At 68.8% G+C, this 16,313-nt stretch carries 12 protein-coding genes; 4 read left to right on the forward strand and 8 right to left on the reverse strand.

Features of this window, described 5'->3' with window-relative positions:
* Positions 1 to 53: 53 nt before the first annotated feature.
* From ACWC09_RS38705 to ACWC09_RS38715, 3 genes are all read right to left on the reverse strand, one after another.
* The gene (locus ACWC09_RS38705) at positions 54 to 3,719 is read right to left on the reverse strand and encodes a type I restriction endonuclease subunit R (RefSeq protein ID WP_450855730.1); all 3,666 of its coding nucleotides are present in this window, start codon (positions 3,717 to 3,719) and stop codon (positions 54 to 56) included.
* 156 nt (positions 3,720 to 3,875) lie between these two features.
* Positions 3,876 to 4,442 carry a Uma2 family endonuclease gene (locus ACWC09_RS38710; RefSeq protein WP_450855731.1) on the reverse strand — a complete coding sequence of 189 codons (567 nt, stop codon included), beginning with the start codon at positions 4,440 to 4,442 and terminating at the stop codon, positions 3,876 to 3,878.
* 146 nt (positions 4,443 to 4,588) lie between these two features.
* Positions 4,589 to 5,134 (reverse strand): ATP-binding protein, encoded by a 546-nt coding sequence (locus ACWC09_RS38715; RefSeq protein WP_450855732.1) that lies wholly within the window; start codon positions 5,132 to 5,134, stop codon positions 4,589 to 4,591.
* A 270-nt stretch (positions 5,135 to 5,404) separates the two neighbouring features.
* Here ACWC09_RS38715 and ACWC09_RS38720 point away from each other — a divergent pair, with 270 nt between their 5' ends.
* Both ACWC09_RS38720 and ACWC09_RS38725 read left to right on the forward strand, forming a co-directional pair.
* A complete protein-coding gene (locus ACWC09_RS38720; protein ID WP_450855733.1) occupies positions 5,405 to 6,253 on the forward strand; it encodes a helix-turn-helix domain-containing protein in 849 nt (282 codons plus the stop codon).
* A gap of 8 nt (positions 6,254 to 6,261) precedes the next feature.
* The gene (locus ACWC09_RS38725) at positions 6,262 to 6,459 is read left to right on the forward strand and encodes a DUF397 domain-containing protein (protein WP_450855734.1); all 198 of its coding nucleotides are present in this window, start codon (positions 6,262 to 6,264) and stop codon (positions 6,457 to 6,459) included.
* On the opposite strand, the gene ACWC09_RS38730 is transcribed toward ACWC09_RS38725, so the two are convergent.
* The 5 genes from ACWC09_RS38730 to mnmA form a co-directional block, all read right to left on the reverse strand.
* Positions 6,428 to 7,651, reverse strand: coding sequence for a hypothetical protein (locus ACWC09_RS38730; protein WP_450855735.1), 1,224 nt, complete (start codon positions 7,649 to 7,651; stop codon positions 6,428 to 6,430). The genes ACWC09_RS38725 and ACWC09_RS38730 overlap by 32 nt on opposite strands.
* Positions 7,641 to 10,256, reverse strand: a complete 2,616-nt coding sequence (locus ACWC09_RS38735; RefSeq protein WP_450855736.1) for an N-6 DNA methylase — start codon at positions 10,254 to 10,256, stop codon at positions 7,641 to 7,643. The genes ACWC09_RS38730 and ACWC09_RS38735 overlap by 11 nt, the downstream gene beginning before the upstream one ends.
* A gap of 121 nt (positions 10,257 to 10,377) precedes the next feature.
* A complete protein-coding gene (locus ACWC09_RS38740) occupies positions 10,378 to 11,145 on the reverse strand; it encodes an RloB family protein (RefSeq protein ID WP_450855737.1) in 768 nt (255 codons plus the stop codon).
* A gap of 22 nt (positions 11,146 to 11,167) precedes the next feature.
* Complete coding sequence (locus ACWC09_RS38745; protein ID WP_450855738.1) at positions 11,168 to 12,466, reverse strand: AAA family ATPase; 1,299 nt, start codon at positions 12,464 to 12,466, stop codon at positions 11,168 to 11,170.
* 118 nt (positions 12,467 to 12,584) lie between these two features.
* Positions 12,585 to 13,715 carry a tRNA 2-thiouridine(34) synthase MnmA gene (gene mnmA, locus ACWC09_RS38750; protein WP_450855739.1) on the reverse strand — a complete coding sequence of 377 codons (1,131 nt, stop codon included), beginning with the start codon at positions 13,713 to 13,715 and terminating at the stop codon, positions 12,585 to 12,587.
* Positions 13,716 to 13,775: 60 nt separating this feature from the next.
* Between mnmA and ACWC09_RS38755 the strand changes: the two genes are divergently transcribed.
* Positions 13,776 to 14,432 (forward strand): N-acetylmuramoyl-L-alanine amidase, encoded by a 657-nt coding sequence (locus ACWC09_RS38755; protein WP_450855740.1) that lies wholly within the window; start codon positions 13,776 to 13,778, stop codon positions 14,430 to 14,432.
* Positions 14,433 to 14,646: 214 nt separating this feature from the next.
* Positions 14,647 to 16,200: a multicopper oxidase family protein gene (locus tag ACWC09_RS38760; protein ID WP_450855741.1), complete on the forward strand. Its 1,554-nt coding sequence runs from the start codon at positions 14,647 to 14,649 to the stop codon at positions 16,198 to 16,200.
* The last annotated feature ends 113 nt before the right edge of the window (positions 16,201 to 16,313 follow it).

The following is a 16,313-nucleotide window of genomic DNA, read 5'->3' on the forward strand; positions in this document are numbered from 1 at the left end:
GGCAACGACATCTCCTGCTTGGCAGCCGTCAGCAGCGGTCAGCGGTCACCAAGTCAGGCGTCCCCGTCGTCCGCCTCGTCGCGCGGCCGGTATCCGAGGAAGTACTCGTACCTCTCCACGGCCAGCTCCGTCAGATGGCTTGCGAGATCGCCGATGTCGTCCCAGTCCATGGCGAGCCAGATCTCCAGCCGCTGGCGGAGTTCGCTGCGCATCCGGACAAGGGCAGCGGACTGTGTGCGTATCTGCGGGCGCCGGACGAGCAGCGACATCTCCCCGGTGAGGCCGCGGGCCGCCCGGATCAGGTCGGTGTCTGGCGGCCAGGGTTCCCGCTCGGCTTCCTCGGCGTGCTGCTGGAGCAGTGCGAGGACCAGCCGTTCGGTCCGGGAGTCGAGGCCGTCGCCGTCCTCCGGCTCCTGCTCCGCCGCGGCCACGTCCCCGACCAGACGCGCCAGGTCGGCGGCGGCCTGCTCGAAGTCCTCCCGCATCCGCGCGACGATCTCTTCGAGCCGGACGCTGAACCGCTGGTAGCCCGCCCGGTCGCCGCCGATCTTCGCGCTGATGCGCAGCTTCAGCGAGCCGGTCATGTACGAACAGCGGGTCCGGGCATCGGCGTTCGCGTCGACCCGTTCCATGAACTCCGGGTCGGTGAGTTCGACGGGTGGGATCCGCTGCCGGATCCCGGTGGTCTGGATGTGTTGCGAGATGAGCCGGCGGACCTTGGCCCCGTAGCGGCGCGGGCTGAACTGGTCGCGGCCGTCGAGGTAGCGGCGTCTGGCCATGTACTGCAGCACGCCCAACTGACCTGCCAGAGCACGGTATTTCAGTGCTATCGGGTCCGGCAGGACCGCGTTGAGCGCGGTCAGGAAGTCGCGGACGCGTTCGTCGAACTCGCCGCGCAGCAGCGGGTCTTCGAGGCGCTGGCCGAGGAAGTCCTCCCACTGCGACTCGTCGCCGGAGTCGGTGACGTTCTGTGCGGCCAGGAAACCGGTGACCTTCGCCGCGAGGTCCTCCAGGAGGGCCTTGGCGGCGGCGTCGGACCGCAGCAGCAGTCCGTCCCGGTCCGGGCTGCTGCCGTCGGGCTGCGGCCCCTGGTAGTCCGGCTGGAGGTGGTCCACGGACACGTTCCGGTAGCCGAGGACGTGCCGCAGGTGCTCCTGGTCGTAGGCGGCGAGCGAGTCGGCCAGTGCGCGGCCGATACCGACGTAGTCGACGACCTGGCCCCACTTCTTCGCCGGGTAGGGCCGGTTGGTGCGGGCCACGGCCTGCAGCAGTCCCGCGCCGGACAGCTTGCAGTCCAGGTAGAGGACCTGTTCGACGGGTGCGTCGAAGCCGGTGAGCAGCATCGACTGGACCACCAGGAAGGCCATGGTCTCCGGCGGCTCGCCGCCCTCCGTGTCCGGCGGCGCGGGCGGTCCGCCGTCCGCGGGCAGGTCGAGGTCGACGTTCCACACCTGGCCGCCGCTCGCCGGGGTGCCGGCGCCGGACGGCTGCAGCCCGTGTGTCCTGACGTTCCATGCCGGGTCGGCCGTGATGTCGCGCGGCGGCAGCCCCTTCTTGAAGCGTTCGATGTGCGCGTCCTGGTGGCTCTTGGTGATCCACGGCCGCCACGACTCCGGGTCCCTGCTGCCCTGCCTGGCCGGGGAGATGACGACGGCCGCGTCGAGCGTGCGCAGCACCTCGCGGTCCGGCAGGAGCATGAGGAGCGCCCGCTCCTCCTCGTCGGCCTCGTGCGCGGCCATGGGGTCGTCGATCAGGGCGGGGTCGAGCGCGTCCAGGCGGGCGACGAGCCGGTCGCGGGCGGCGAGCAGCGCGGTGCGGTAGCGGACGGCGGCGAGCCGGGAGACGGTGGCGATCTGCGCCCCGAAGCGGTCGGGCAGCGCGGTACTGGCCCAGTGGCCGAGCATGTGCTCCGCCTTGACCTCGATCACCGACTGGGCTTCCAGGATCTCCTTGCGGCGGCCGAACTTGCGCAGCACCTTGGCCCGCAGCTCCGGATCGGACGGCACCTTCTCGTCGAACCGGGCGTCGAGGGCGGCCTGTTCGACGACTTCGAGCGGTACGGCGTACGCCTCGTAGCGGACGGGCTTGACCGACCCGTCGAGTTCGGCGTCGCGCAGGGTGTACGTGTCGGCGTACGGGCCGAAGATCGCCTCGCTGCGCTTACGGTTGTCGCTGATCACCGGGGTGCCGGTGAAGCCGACGAACGCGGCGCGCGGAAGCATGGCCCGCCAGCGGGCGGCCTGCCACTTGTCCTGGCCCCGGTGGGCCTCGTCGACGAGGACGACGACGTGGTGGTGGGGGTTGGCCACCCGGTTCTGTACGTATCCCTCGCCCCCGGCGCCCTCGCCGCCCTCCTCGTCGTCGTCGGCGGGGGCGGCGTCGGGCAGGGACTCCTCGCGGCCGTCGTACGCGGTGTCGTCGCGCTGTGCCTTCTGCAGGGTGACGAGGACGACGTCCCCGACGTCCACCTCCAGGTACTTCCTGGCCCGCTTGACGCTCGGCGCGCGGTGCACCTTCTCCTCGGTGGCGGCGAGGCTCGTCCGGATCTGCTTCTCCAGGTCGATGCGGTCGGTGACGACGACCACCTTGTGCGACTTCAGCGCGGGCCGGCTGCGCAGGTGCCGGACCAGGAACGCCATGGTCAGGCTCTTGCCGGAGCCCTGGGTGTGCCAGACAACACCGCCCCGGTGGCTGACGGCCACGCCGGTCGCCGCCTTCCGGTCCCGCTCCTCCAGCTTCCGCGTGAGCGCCTTCACCGCCTTGAACTGCTGGTGACGGCCGACCAGTTTGACCGTACGGTGACCGCTGCCGAGCCGGGTGGTGAAGTCCCGTACGAGGTCGAGGAGATGGGCCGGGCGCAGCATCCCGGCGACGAGGATCTCCTGGTCGGTGAGGGCCGCCGACGCGGGCTTCCGCACCTCCTCGCGTACGCGGTCCTCGCTCACGGGCGCGACCGTGCGCCAGGGGGCGAAGTGCCGGGGTTCGGCGGTGACCGTGCCGGTCTCGGCGTGGTCGCGGTCGGTGCCGACCAGCACCTGCGCGAAGCGGACAAACTCCGGTACGGCGACCGGGGAGTTGACGCCCGCGCACCGGAGAACCTGGTCGACGGCGTCGTCCAGGGCGGCCCGTACGTCTCCCTGAGGCCCGGACACGACCGGCGCCTTGCACTCGATCACCACCCAGGGCAGCCCGTTCACGAACAGCACAAGGTCGGGCGTGACGGGAGTGGCGTCCTTGCGCTCGACCCGGAACTGGGAGACGACGAGCAGGTCATTGCCACCGCCGGGCGTGTCGGGCCGCGCCCCGAACTCGCCGTCCCAGTCGACGAGTCGTACGTGTTCGGGGTCGCCCTTCGTCCAGCCCGGCAGGGTGCGGGCGTTGCGGCCCTTGCGCAGGAGGTCGGTCACCTCCAGGTTCCCGGCGACGCCGCGTTCCCTCGGGCCCTGCCCCGGAGCGGTGCCCTGGACCAGGGCGAGGAGGTGGTCGAGCTGCGCGTCGCTCAGCCAGGGTTCCCCGTCCGACGGCCTCGGGTTGATCCTGGCCACGGCGGCCTTGAACCGGTCCGCGTACACGACGGTCCCGAAGCTCCTACGGTCCGAGGCCTCCGGCGCGGTGGCGGGCCCGGAGGCCAGACCGCCCCGGAGATGGGTCCAGCCCATCGCCGTCAGCTGCTCGATCAGCGGCCGCTCGGTCCTGACGTACTCCGGCTGCTCCGCCACGCCTGTCCTCCCCGGCCACCGGCCTCGATCCCCGTCCGCCCTCTGGCACAGGACAGGTGATCGAAACTCTATCGGCGGCCGGAGAGCACGGCGCGGGGTGCGCGCGGATCAGGCGGCGAGTACGGGGAGGGTGGCCGGAAATCACCTACTCCTTGCTCAGAGGCGCGTGGTGTCCAGGACGATCCCGAAGGGCTCGGGCAGGGTGACCGGGGTGCCGAAGGGGTGCGGGCCGTCGGCCTTGGTGTAGCCGAGTCCGCCCGGCTCGGAGAAGAGGGTGAGTTCGCGGTTCTGACGGTCGACCAGTAGGTACAGCGGAGCGCCGTACTCGGCGTAGCGCTTGCGCTTGGTGACGCGGTCCGTGTCGGCGTTGGACTTCGAGGTGACCTCGACCGCCAGAAGGGTCAGATCCGGGGTGACAACGATGTTGTCGTCCTGCGCGAGTTCCTCGGGGACGACGGCGATGTCCGGAACGTACCAGTTGGGCGAGCCGGGGAGGTCGATGTCCCCGGAACCCTCGACGCAGCCGAGTTCGTCGACACGGTCCTCGATCTGACGGCGAATGACCCGTGTGATGCGTTCGTGGTCCCAAGTCGGCGGCACGGGTTGGATGATCCCTTCGATGATCTGTACGCGGCTGCCGGCCATGTACCTGATGGCGTGCTTCAGGGCACGCTCGTGATCGATGTCCGCGTACCTGTCGTTGGGCTGCGGGTGGGTGCTCATGGCGTCGTCGCCTTCTCTCGCGGAACGGCGTGATCGGTGTACCACGGACGCGGTGAGTCCTGGACCGGGACGCGTGCAGCGTTACCCATACAGGTGAGAACAGTGCCTGCGTCGACTGCGGGGAGGTACGGCACTGGGTGTGCGGATCAGGCCGCGAGCATCGGGGACGGCGGCCGGGAATCACCGCCAAGGGCGACCTCGAACCAGATGGTCTTGCCGCCCGGCCCGCCGTTCGGCCCGTCGACGGCCCCGCAGCCGCCCCACCGGTCGGCGAGGCTCTCGACGATCGGCAGCCCGCGACCGCAGAGGGCTGTGGGATCAGGCATCGCCGATCCCGGCGCGAACGGAGGCAGGTCCGGGCCGGCGTCCCAGACGCTCACGCGCAGCGCCGGGCACAGCCAGTGCATCCGGACGATGACCGGGCCCTTGGTGTGCCGCACCGAGTTGGTGGCGAGCTCACAGGTCAACAGCTCTGCCTTCTCGGCGAGTTCACCGAGGCCGTGCGCGTGGAGTACGGCACGGAGGGTGCCCCTGACGATCCGGGGGCCGCGTGGGTCGCAGGGGAGGTGGATCTCGTAGACCCAGGGGGCGGTGAAGGGGATGGGGGTGGGGTGGTCGCCGTAGGTGAGGTCGTAACTGACGGGTGGGGTCGGCTCGTTGCTGGGTGCGTTGCTCAGGTCGTTGCTGCTCACGAGGTTTTACCTCCGTGGTGCGGTACGGGTTCTTTGCGGCGCCGGTCGCGAACTACCGGGTGACGGTGGCAGTGCCGGATCCCTGTCTTCCGGAGGGCAGGGGGCCGGTGCGCTTCCGCCGGGCGGCGGTTCAGCTGATGACAGTTCACCAAGAGTGGCGCAGAAAGTACAACGGGTGAGACCGTTACCACTCCAACGGGTTGAATTACCGGAATCGGTGGACGGGTTGGATCTCCGTCGGCACACTGACCGCGAACTCAGGGAGGCTAGATGGCACCACGACCGACGCCGTCCGTCCGGCAGCGCCGGTTCGGTGCGGAACTGCGCCGGCTACGCGAAGCCGCAGGCATGTCCGCCCCGCGTGCGGCCGAACTGCTTGGCACGGACCGAACCACCATCTCCAATGTGGAGGCAGGGCGGTTTGGCATCAGTGAGTCTCGACTCCGCCGCCTGACCAGCATCTACGAGTGCGACAACGCCAGTCTCGTCGACGCCCTGGCCGCCATGACCGGCGGGCGGACGCACGGCTGGTGGGACGAGTACCGCGGCAAGATCCCGCCGGACTTTCTCGACGTCTCTGAGCTGGAACACTACGCCTCCCACCTGCGCACACTTCAAATGGCGCACATCCCCGGCGTGTTCCAGACCGAAGAGCACGCGCGTGCGCTGTTCGACTTGTACGTTCCCTCGCTGCCGCGTCTGGAGGTGGAACTGCGCGTAGCACACCGCCTGTCACGCCACCGAGTGGTGGAGGAAGGGGCCGTCCCATACACGGGGCTGATCCATGAAACCGCGCTCCGGTTCCAGATCGGCGGACGCCAGACAGCCAAAGCCCAGCTCAACTGGCTTCTGACCGAAAGTGAACGCCCCAACGTCACGCTGCTCGTCATCCCGCTGGCCACAGAAGGGTTCCCCATGGCCGGGGACACCATGATGTACGTCTCGGCCTACGACTCCCATCTCGACACCGTCGAGGTGGACTCCCCCACCGGCGCGGTGTTCTTCGACAGCCCCACCCAACTGGCCAACTTCCGGCGACGGCTGGACTTGGTCGAACAGGTGGCGTTGAATCCGGAGGAATCGAGGGACCGCATCCTCGAAATCGTCGGAGAACTCTAGAAGGTGCCGTGCTGCCCGAACTGAGCTGGACCAAGTCCTCCTACTCCGAGGCGGCCGGAAACGCGTGCGTCGAGGTCGCCACGTCACGGGACGCGATCGCCGTGCGGGACAGCAAACGCCCGGCGACCGCGTTCGTCACGGGCCGGGCGTCATTCGGTGCGCTGATAGAAAGCCTCAGGTCCGGGTCACTCGGGACCGGCCGCTGAGGAGGTCTTCGACTACGGCCCGTTGCGTAACACGAAGCCTGGTCAGCTCTCGCTCCAGCATCCCGATCCTCCGCTCAAACGCCTCGTGCGCAGCAACGACGTCGCGCTGTTCGGGCAGCGGCAGTTGCGGAACCTTCAGGGCTCGTACGTCGGCCTGCGTGATGTTGTTCTGGCCTGTTCCGCCATTCAGCAAGTTTCCAATCTGCCTTCGAACCCCCGGAGTTCCGAGCAAGATTGCCAGATAGACGGGGTCAACCGCTGTCCGGTCTGGAATGAGTCGCAGCAGCTTGTCCGACAGCATGAGCCGTGGACGAGTCGCAGTGACGTAGCAAGAAACTCCCACCAGAGAACGGGCACCATTGGCCCGCGCAAGCAAGACATCGCCTTTCTTGATCTCCAGCTCCGGGCGCTGAACCTGCCCCATCGGCAGGCGCTTGGCCTCGCCGTCGATGAACCGGCCAGACGTAACCGCGCTTACCTTGACGACACCCCATTCATCGACGTCAGGCTGCTCAGCGTCGCATGCAGGGCTCCACCCAGACTCGATGTCGATCAGGCATTGAGAAAGATCGACTCTTCGGGTGGCCTCAGCCATCGTCTGGGCCACGACAGCCTGCTCAACGACCCGAAGCTTGGCCAACTCCCGCGCCAACGCCCCGATCCGCCGCTCGAACGCCTCGTGCGCCGCGACGATGTCGCGTTGTTCAGGCAGCGGCAATTGCGGAATCCCCAGCGCTCGTACGTCGGCCTGCGACACCTTGTACTGGCCGCTGGTCCCGCGCATGGCCGCCTCGATCTGCCGACGCGCAGCAGCCGAGGTCAGCACGATTCCCAAGAATCCGGGGTCCAGCACGTCAGGATCAGCAACCAGCCGGAACACCAAGTCCGGCAGAAGCAGTCTCGGGCGCACCTGATTCACTGTGCAGGCAACACCCACGAGCGCCTTGACCCCGTTGGCCCGGGACATGAGGACATCGCCGGGCCGTACTTCAAAGGCGGTCCTCGGCAGGACCTCGCTGGGAAGTCGCTTCGCCTCCGAGGCAACAAACTTCCCCGAAGTAACCGCGCTGAGCTTCAGAACCCCCCACTCGTCCGTGGCCGGTCGCGCCGAGTCGCAGACCGGACTCCATCCGGTCTCCACCTTTCGCAGCACATCTTTGAGTGCCACCGTGGATCGAACCTCAACGCCCATAGCCCAGCACCCCCAGCCACTCCGCAAGCCCCTTCGCCGCGTCCCCGCTCTCCTCCTCCAGGGCCGTCAGCGACACCTCGTACTTCTCGGCCCAGCGTCGGAAGGAGGCGACGATTTCGCGGCGGCCCGTCGCCAGCGCCACGTTGAGGCGGTCGGACAGGTCACGGCGGAGGACCGCCAGGACGACGCCCTCCGGGCCACCATCCTCGGCCTTCTTCAGGTCCGTCGCCGCTTTCAGGTCCGGCAGGAAACGGTCGTCCAGCGCCTTGCGCTTCTTGCGTGCCGCCGTCAGAGCCTTCTTGGCTACCGCCAACGCCTTGTCCAGCGCGGCGAGTTGCTCCGGCGACACCGGCTCCGCCGGTTCACCGGACTCGGCGTCGGACTCGTCCTCCGTGTCCGTACCCGAACCCACGACCGCCGCCTTCGCCTCAGCCGCCATCTTCGCCGCGGCCTCCGCCTCCGCGAGCGCCTTGTCCGCCGCAGCCACCGCCTCCAGGAACTCCGGGATCAACTCCCGTACCACCGGCTGGTCAAGAGCCCGGCGCCGCTCCGCCGGAGAGACCGACGAGCGCTTCGCGTCGTCCGCGCCGCCGCCAGGGACCGCCGGGTCGACGATCGCCTCGACGGAGTCGACCCAGCCCTCCAATACCCGTTCGAAGCCGCCCACCGCGAGGGCCTTCATGTCGTAGCGGTTCTCCGTCCACCACGCGGCGATGATGCCCGCCGTCGTGAACTCGTCCAGGACCCCGGCCCCGCCGACAGCCGACGTGAACCCGTCGAGGAGCCCGCTGCGCAGGTCCATCAGCTTCTTGTCCGCCGCGAGTTGAGCAAAGAGACCGGAGCTCTTCGACCACCACTCGTCATATGTCTCGCGCAGCTCCGCCTCCCGCGCAGACGTCAGTCGCGGAATACGGGCGGCCGTCGCCTCCGCGCCCTCCGGCAGGAAGTCGTAGTACCCGCAGGACTCATCACCCTCGCCACCGTCCCTGCGCACAAACAGCGACCCCGCATCGACCCCGTACGCCTTGAACAGCCCCTCCTTCGCCGCGACTTCGGCGACCGGCACACCCCCGTACAGATGCGCCCGTACGTCCTGCGGCTCCGCGGGCGGTGAATTGTCCACCCAGCGGCGGATGTTGAAGTTCGCCTCGGGGACGCCCTTCGCGTCCGGCGCGAGGAGTTCGTCGCGGTGGACCTCGCGTGAGTAGCCGTCGATGAGGCGCCACTCACGGAAGACCGTCACGATCTTCTCGATGTGCTCGGGGCCGAGTTCGTTCTGGTTGCTGCCGGGTGTGAAGTCCCGGTCGGCGTTGATGAAGAGGACCTTCTTCAGGCGCTTCGGGTCGGTCTTCCCGTGCGGGGGCCGCAGGATCAGGATGCAGGCCGGGACGCCCGCGCCGTAGAACAGCTTCGGGCCGAGGCCGATGACCGCCTCGACGCAGTCGGCCTCCAGCATCCCGACGCGGATGTCACGCTCCTTGCCGCTCCGGAACAGCACCCCGTACGGCATGACGACGGCCGCCCGTCCGCCGTCCTCCTCCAGGACCGACACCATGTGCTGGACGAACATCAGGTCGGCCTTCTTGCCGCTGCCCGGCGTCCAGCCCCATTGCATCCGCTTGCCGTGGTCCTGGTCGGCCTTGGCGACGGCGTCCTCGTCGTACGGGAGCGAGAACGGAGGGTTGGACAGGATCGCCGAGAACTTGCGCAGCCGCCCGTTCTCGTCGAGGTGGAGCGGCTCGGCGAGGGTGTCCCCGTTCTGGAGGTCGAAGGTGTGGATGCCGTGCAGGACCATGTTCATGCTGGCCATGGACCAGGAAGGGCCGTTCTTGTCCTGGCCGTTGACCGAGAGTTCCTCGGGGTCGCCGCCGTGTTCCTCGACGTGCTCGCGGGCCGCGATCAGCATGCCGCCGGAGCCCGCGCAGGGGTCGTAGACCGACTCCCCGGGCTGTGGGTCGACCAGGCGCACCATCATCCGTACGACCGAACGCGGCGTGTAGAACTCGCCGCCGCGCTGGCCGGCCGAGTCCGCGAACCGGCCGAGGAGGTACTCGTAGGCCGCGCCCAGCATGTCGGGGAACTCGAAGTCCTCGTTGCGCAGCCGGTAGAGGCTGAAGTGCCGGATCAGTGAACGGAGTTCGGGGTCGGTGAAGCGCGGCTTGGTGCCGACGACCTCGTTGAAGTTGATGTGCGAGGCGATGCCCGCGAGCAGGTCGTTGCTGTCCTGGAGCGCCACCAGAGCCTCGTCGAGGCCCTGGCCGACCTTCTCGGTCAGGGCCATGATGCCGGGCGCCGGGCTCTCCGGCCTCTCCAGGTCGTGGTGGGGTCCACGCCACCAGCGTGCTCGTGGCGGCACGTAGAAGACGCGGGGGTAGGCGGCCGGGTTGTCCGCCTTGGCCAGCGCCTTCTCCTCGTCGCCGCCGGTCTGCGCGAGCCGCTCCGCGTACACCCGCTTCCACTCCGGCTCGAACTCGTCCGAGGCCCGCTTCAGGAAGAGCATCCCGAAGATGAAGTCGCGGTACTCGGAGGCGTCCATCCGGCCGCGCAGGATGTCGGCGGCCGAGAAGAGATGGCGTTCGAGCTCGGGCAGGGTGATTCTGGCCACGCGCTGATCCTTCGTATGGAAATGGAGGTGCTACGGAAGACTAGACGGCCCGCAACCCCAGGAGCCAACCGCCCATAACGGAACATTTAGACCGGCATGGCCGGGCATGCGCCGCCGCCGCTCAGACCTTCACGATGCCCAGACTGACCAGGAGCCGCCACACGTCCGTGGACGGGTCCCGGCTCAGGACTTCGCAGTTCTTGGCGTGTCCGGAGCGGGCGGCCCGCTCCTTCGCCGAGCGACCGTACTTCGGCGCCTCGAACGTGGCGTTGGCGGGCTTGCACGAACCGTGCTCACACTGACCGACCAGGGCTCGCGCGTGCTGCACCGCCGCCGCCTCCTTGCCCTTCAGCGCCTTGGTACGGGCATCGTTGAGACCCTTGTCGGGCTTGTCGAACCGCTTGTACGCGGGGTCGGCCTTGCGCAGCTTCTCCACGACGTGCGTGTTCTTCGCCGCGCCCTGGGCGCCGCCGAACGGCTGGAAGTGCAGCAGCAACCACAGTTCGAAGGAGGGGTGGGAGAAGCAGACCTCGGTGTCCGAGGCCGCGGCGGCCTCGAATGCCTCGGGGATGTCATGGTGGCTGTCCCGGTCGAAGAGCACCCAGGTCTCGTCCTCCCCCTGAGCGGCTTCGACCACCGCCTTTACGGTACGGGACGGGATCAGGCCGTCGGCCTTGCGGACCGGCTTGATGGTGAAGGGTGGTCGGCCGGTCTCGCTGTCCCCGCTCCCGAACTCCTTGTTGAGGTACCGCAGGTAGTCGTACTCGGTCACCTCGCCCTCGCATCCCACGTAAAGCACCCGCTCGCGACGTGAGTACTGCGACGGAGGCGCCTGCGGCGGCATCACCGTGCTCGCCGCGTCCTTCTTCGACCTGCGCCTGCTGCTCATGCTCCGTGCCCACCCCGTTCGCTCACGCCGTCGCTGCCGCCTTCTCCTCCAGCCAGGACACCTCGCGGGCGATCTCACCGGGGGTCACCCGGGGCACCCCTCCGTACCGGCCACGCAGATAGCCCCGCTCCAGGTCCTCGCCCGCTTCCGGGTGGGCGGCGACCAGCGGATACAGCTCACTCGCGCCGGACTTCGTCTTGGCGGTGAGCCATACCTGATCGCGGCGGAGCGGACGGTCGAGTACGGCGTTGCCGAGCAGCGTGGCGTCATGGGTGGTGAAGATCAGCTGGGCGCCCTTGGTGTTGGCCTTGCGGTCCTGGAAGAGACGCACGACCTCGGCGGCCAGCGTGGGGTGGAGACTGGAGTCGAGTTCGTCGACCAGCAGCGTCGTCCCGTTGTCGAGGACGGCGAGCATCGGGCCGAGAAAAGCGAACCACGCGTGCGTACCAAAGCTTTCCTCGGTGAGGAAGTCGAGAGCCACCGCTTCCGCTCCCTCCGTCCGGTGCCGAAGTGAGACCGCGCCGGTGTCCGGATCGAGATCGAAGCCGGTGACGCCCAGGTCTGCGGAGGCCAGGAGCTGGACGAGTCGTTCGCGGTAGCCGGTGTCGGCGTGGAGCTCGGTGAGGCGGCGCTTGGTCCAGTCGGCACGGTGTGTGATGTCCTCACCCGGGGTCATCAGCCACAGGTTGTTCAGGAACCAGCGGTGCAGGGCGGACAGTTGAGGGTCGTTGAGGGTGGCCGCGGTGGAGAGGAAGAGGGCGTTCGGCCGGGTGAGCGCGACCAGGTCGTCGCGGCGGCCGGTGAAGGCCGGGCTCTCGAAGAGGTACTCGTCGCCGTCCTCCGCCGGGCGGTCCGCCTCCCTGTCGAACCAGACCTGTCGGATGCCGCCCGGGTAGGCGTGCAGCCATTCGGCCTCCACCCGGTCGTCGGAGAGTTCGAAGCCGTACGTGTAACGGACGGGGGTACGGGCGCCGAGGACCAGGTCGACCTCGAAGAGGGTGGTCTCCTCGGCGCTGGCGGCGTCCAACTTGAAGGGCTGCCGGTCAGGCACCCCGGGATACTTGGCCCAGTCCGCGAAGGAGGTGCGTACCGCCTCCCGCATGGCGTGGAATGCGCTGAGCAGGTTGCTCTTGCCGGAAGCGTTCGCACCGAAGATCCCGGCCACGGGCAGCACCGGCACGTGCCCGCCATCGTCCTGAGCGATCCCGCTGTCCCGCGCGATGCTGTCGGAACTGTCAGCACTGCCTGCTGCAGCGACAAGTGTCAGCTCGGCCTCGTCCCGGATCGAGCGGTGGTTCGCCACTCGAAAGCGCAGGAGCACCGTCCACCTCCCGAAGGGGCGGGGAGGTCCCGCCGCCGGCTCACACTGTGCGGGCCTTCCGCGGGGCCAGCCTATGCCGGGTGGTGGGGCGGTGCCAGCTCCTGCGAGTTCTCGATGATCAGGCTGTGGCGGCTTCCCGGCGAGCCGTGGTGGCGATCGTCGCCGAGCCCACCACGCGGGTGTCGTCGTAGAGGACGATCGCCTGGCCGGGGGCGACGCCGCGGACCGGCTCGGTGAAGGACACCTCCAGGGTGCCGTCGACCAGTTCGGCGGTGACCTCGGTCTCGCCGCCGTGGGCGCGGAGCTGGGCGGTGTAGGTGCCGGGGCCGGAGGGGGCCGTGCCGCACCAGCGGGGCCTGATGGCGGTGAGGGCGGTGACGTCGAGGGCGGCGGCCGGGCCGACCGTCACGGTGTTGTTCACGGGCGAGATGTCGAGGACGTAGCGCGGCTTGCCGTCGGGCGCCGGGGTGCCGATGCGCAGGCCCTTGCGCTGGCCGATGGTGAAGCCGTACGCACCCTCGTGGGTGCCGACCTTGGTGCCGGACTCGTCGACGATGTCGCCCTCGGCCTTGCCGAGGCGGTTCGCGAGGAAGCCCTGGGTGTCGCCGTCCGCGATGAAGCAGATGTCGTGCGAGTCGGGCTTCTTGGCGACCGCGAGGCCGCGGCGCTCGGCCTCCGCGCGGATCTCGTCCTTGGTCGTCACCGTGTCGCCCAGCGGGAAGAGCGCGTGCGCCAGCTGCTTCTCGTCCAGGACACCCAGGACGTACGACTGGTCCTTGGCCATGTCGGAGGCGCGGTGCAGCTCGCGGGTGCCGTCCTCGTTCACGATCACCTGGGCGTAGTGGCCGGTGCAGACCGCGTCGAAGCCGAGCGCGAGCGCCTTGTCGAGCAGGGCGGCGAACTTGATCTTCTCGTTGCAGCGCAGACACGGGTTCGGGGTGCGGCCGGCCTCGTACTCGGCGACGAAGTCCTCGACCACGTCCTCGCGGAAGCGGTCGGCGAGGTCCCAGACGTAGAACGGGATGCCGATGACGTCCGCGGCGCGCCGCGCGTCCCGCGAGTCCTCGATGGTGCAACAGCCACGCGCGCCCGTGCGGAACGATTGCGGGTTCGCGGAGAGCGCGAGGTGGACGCCGGTCACGTCGTGGCCGGCTTCCGCGGCACGGGCGGCGGCGACGGCGGAGTCGACCCCGCCGGACATGGCGGCGAGTACGCGAAGGGGGCGGGGGCGCTGCGGGGTGTGAGTCATAGCCCTTCAAGAGTAAGGGCCCGCGGGAACCGGAGCCCACGAGTATCCGTTGACGATCACATGGGGGACGGGAAGAGGGCCATGGACGCCGACAGGCGGCTCGGGCGGCGTGCGTTGATCGTCGGCGGTGCGGCGGCCGCCGTCGGCACGGCCGCGCTGGCGCGCGAGGAGCTGGCGCATCTGTGGTGGCGGCTGCCGGGTGTGGAGAGGCCGCGGGTGGCGGGCGCGGTGGACTTCCGGGGCGCGCGGTGGATCGCGGCCTCCTCGGCGAACTACCGGCGGGCGGACCGGCCGGACGACTACGCGATAGACCGGGTGGTCATCCATGTCACGCAGGGCAGCTACGCGAGCGCGGTGAAGGCCTTCAAGGACCCCGGCCACCAGGCCGCGGCCCACTACGTGATCCGCAAGGACGGGCAGATCACGCAGATGATCCGGGAGCTGGACGTGGCGTTCCACGCGGGCAACCGGGAGTACAACGAACGCAGTGTCGGCATAGAGCACGAGGGGTTCGTGGAGCGCAGATCCTCGTTCACGGACGCGATGTACGCCTCCTCCGCCCGGCTGACGGCCGGGATATGCGGGCGGTACGGCATACCCGTCGACCGGGAGCACATCATCGGGCATGTGGAGGTGCCGGGGACGGACCACACCGATCCCGGGCGGTACTGGGACTGGGAGCGGTACATGAAGCTCGTGAAGCAGGCCCACGGCTGACTCATCGCCTTAGGCAACGGGCGGGCAAAATCTGGCGGGGCCGCAGGATGTCCGATGCGTCCCGCACGTCATGCGGGATCAGGCATTCCTCAACTTGGTTTTCATTCAAGGGAGTTGAATGTGCGCGCGGCTCACTGCCCGTTCACAGCGCTCGCGGCTCGCTCCTAAGTTCGGCCCAGTCCTTACACAGACCTCACGTCAAACATCCCGACCCATGGCTGACATCACCACGCCCGATGGCCCCACGGGCGACACGGGTACACACGGCAAGACCAAGCACACCAAGACCAGCCGCACCGCCGGCGGCAAGGGCGTGCACCGGCGCAAGTTCCTCGGCGGCATGGCCGGGGTCGGTCTCGGCGCCGTCGCGGGCGCCGGGGCCGCCTTCTCCCTGCTGACCGAGGCGGGCAAGAACAAGGCGAGTGCCGCGGACAGCACCGCCACCCTGACCATCCCGGACCTCCTGGAGGGCACCACCTCCGACAGCACCACCACCTTCACCCTGGAGGCCAAGACCGGCACCGCCGAGGTGCTCTCCGGGGTCACCAGCAGCACGATGGGCTACAACCAGTCCTTCCTCGGCCCCACCATGAAGTGGACCAACGGCGACACGGTCCTGCTCAACATCACCAACAGCCTGGGCGAGGACACCACCGTCCACTTCCACGGCGCCCATGTCCCGGCCAAGATGGACGGCGGCCCCCAGGTCGCCTTCGCCGACGGGGAGACCTGGTCCCCGACGTTCACAGTCAAGGACGACGCCAAGACGCTCTGGTACCACCCGCACGCGCTGGGCACCACGGCCAAGCAGGCCGTCCACGGACTGGCCGGGATGATCATCGTGGAGGACGACTCCACGGCCTCCTCCGACCTGCCCAGCACCTACGGCACGGACGACATCCCGCTCATCTTCCAGAGCCTCGCCACCGACAGCAGCGGCGACATCAAGTACAACCTCACCGGCTACCTGACCAACGGACTGAGCTTCCCGCTCCTGCTCAACGGCACCAACGTCGACGACACCACCCTCACCTTCACGGCGACGAAGACCCGCACCCGGTTCCGGTGCCTCAACGCCTCACCGTCCGACATCATCACCATCCAGCGCAGCGACGGCGGCACGCTGAACCAGATCGCCACCGACCAGGGCTATCTCACCGCGGCCACCGAGGTGGACTCCATCCGGCTGGTGGCCGGGGCACGCGCCGAGTTCGTCCTCGACCTGTCGGACGCGGTCACCCTCCAGGCCGTCGTCACCACGGGCTGGGTGCGGGGCGGCAGCGGCACCTACGACGTGCTCGCGATCACCGCGTCCGGCACCGACACCCCGGACGACCTGCCGAGTTCGCTCAACACGATCGACCGGTACGACACCAGTGACTTCACGGCCCGCACGATCACGCTCGGCCAGAGCGGCGCCACGATGCTGATCAACGGCTCGGCCGGCACCAGCATGTCGTCCATGGCGATGATCAGCACCACGCTGGGGTCCAAGGAGATCTGGACGATCAAGAACAGCACCCAGCTGGAACACTCGTTCCATCTGCATGACGTGCCGTACCAGCTGATCTCCATCAACGGCGACGACCCGACCGGCGTCGACCTCGGCTGGTTCGACACCTACGAAGTGGTCGGCGGCGGCTCGATCGAGATCGCCATGGAGTTCACCGACTTCTCCGACGACACGTACATGTACATGCTCCACTGCCATCTGCTGCAACACGAGGACGAGGGCATGATGGCGTCCCTCATGATCACGGACAGCTAGGGGGTGTCCGGCGGATCAGGTCGGCCGTGAGGCACGGCACCTCCTGGCCAAGCCGAGCGGGGCCATGGGGGTCCCCCCGCTCGAGCGAAGCCGAGAGTGGGGGAGCGTGCAGC

Source organism: Streptomyces sp. NPDC001617 (genome assembly GCF_053596855.1).

Bases quoted from the DNA above. Each gene is read 5' to 3' on its own strand.
- ACWC09_RS38730 (WP_450855735.1), bottom strand. From the start codon at position 7,651: ATGGGCGTTGAGGTTCGATCCACGGTGGCACTCAAAGATGTGCTGCGA.
- ACWC09_RS38740 (WP_450855737.1), bottom strand. From the start codon at position 11,145: ATGAGCAGCAGGCGCAGGTCGAAGAAGGACGCGGCGAGCACGGTGATG.
- ACWC09_RS38760 (WP_450855741.1), top strand. From the start codon at position 14,647: ATGGCTGACATCACCACGCCCGATGGCCCCACGGGCGACACGGGTACA.
- mnmA (WP_450855739.1), bottom strand. From the start codon at position 13,715: ATGACTCACACCCCGCAGCGCCCCCGCCCCCTTCGCGTACTCGCCGCC.
- ACWC09_RS38720 (WP_450855733.1), top strand. From the start codon at position 5,405: ATGGCACCACGACCGACGCCGTCCGTCCGGCAGCGCCGGTTCGGTGCG.
- ACWC09_RS38755 (WP_450855740.1), top strand. From the start codon at position 13,776: ATGGGGGACGGGAAGAGGGCCATGGACGCCGACAGGCGGCTCGGGCGG.
- ACWC09_RS38710 (WP_450855731.1), bottom strand. From the start codon at position 4,442: ATGAGCACCCACCCGCAGCCCAACGACAGGTACGCGGACATCGATCAC.